The following is a 1,284-nucleotide window of genomic DNA, read 5'->3' as shown; positions in this document are numbered from 1 at the left end:
CCATGCAGTACTTGTCCTTGATGTTCCGGATCTGGAAGAGGTCCGCCCCGCCGGGGCCGCCCTTCTTGTACTTCACCTCGAGGTGCCAGTACTCGTTGTCGCCCTCTTCGTGGCAGTTGGCCTGCTGGACGACCCCGTTGATCTGGCCCTTGCCCCGTCCGGGGATGTCGGCGCACATGTGGGTGGTGGCGTTGCGCAGCATGACGTTCCGGGCGGGGACCACCGGCTTCACGGCGGGCTTCGCGGGCTTCTTGGACTCCCCGCCGCCGCCCTTGTCGCCGTCGCCCTTGTCGCCGCCGCCACCGCCGTCGTCCTTCGGCTCCTGCGTGACGGGCTGCTCCAGCTTCGGCTCATCCACGGGTGCGGACTCGGCGCTGCTGGGCAGGGTCTCCGGGGTGGCACTGGGGGACAGCGCCACGCCCGCCTGCTGCGTCTGCTCGGTGGCACTGGTGCGGACCTGCGGCTTGTACGCGATCCAGATCATCACGAACGCCACCGCGACGGCCACGAAGATGCCCAGGAACGTCGCCAGCCAGCGCGGCAGGAACCCCCGCTGCACATACGTGCCCTCGACGCCGGTGGGATCCACCCCGGAGCGCCGTACCGCGAGCGTGTACGGGCGTTCCTCCTTCGCCCCGAACCAGGTGATCCGCTTCGGCTTCAGCGTCGTCTCCACGAACGCCGCACGCCCCGGCTCGATCTGCACGTTCGACGGCCGGATCTCGTACGACAGGTGATCGCCCGTGTCGCTGCCCGCGACCGACGCCGTCACCTTCGTGTTCCCCAGGTTGTCCACCGCCAGCCGCGGCCGGCCCCGGAAACGCCCCTTCACCGTCGGCGGCACCAACTCCGCCCGCACCTCGGTGAACGCCGTGATCGTGAGGTTCCCCTCCGGCACCGTCACCGCGTCCGGATGCTCCGTCGGCGTGATCCGCACCGCGTACGGATTCGGCCCCGCCACCGCGTCCGACGTACGCGGCGGAGCGAACGTCAGCTCCACGGTGCCGGTCGTGCCGGGGTACAGGCGCAGGCTCTGCGGCTCCACCGTCGTCCAGGGCGCGATGTCCCCGACGGGCTCGAAGCGGTACTCGTCCACCACGTCACCGGTGTTGCGCACCCGCAGCCGTACGCGCGTGGTGCTGCCGGGGTCCACGGTCGCGGACGCGGGCTCCAGGGAAGTCCACAGGTTCACGCCAGGACGTTACGTGGTGACCGAGCGGCCGTCAGGAGCTTCGGGGGCAGACCTGGGTGCCCCAAGGGTCCGGGCTTCCTGACCGTCCGTGC

General features: G+C 70.4%; 1 protein-coding gene. It reads right to left on the bottom strand.

The window, feature by feature from the left end; translation table 11 throughout:
- Positions 1-1,192, bottom strand: a 1,192-nt coding sequence (locus ACWC9T_RS41915) for an RICIN domain-containing protein (protein WP_449826265.1), incomplete at its 3' end; no start/stop codon positions are given.
- Positions 1,193-1,284: the final 92 nt, after the last annotated feature.

The organism is Kitasatospora sp. NPDC001159 (assembly GCF_053598235.1).
The sequence above is the reverse complement of the archived record's forward strand: the minus strand, read 5'-3'. Positions and strand labels throughout refer to the sequence as shown.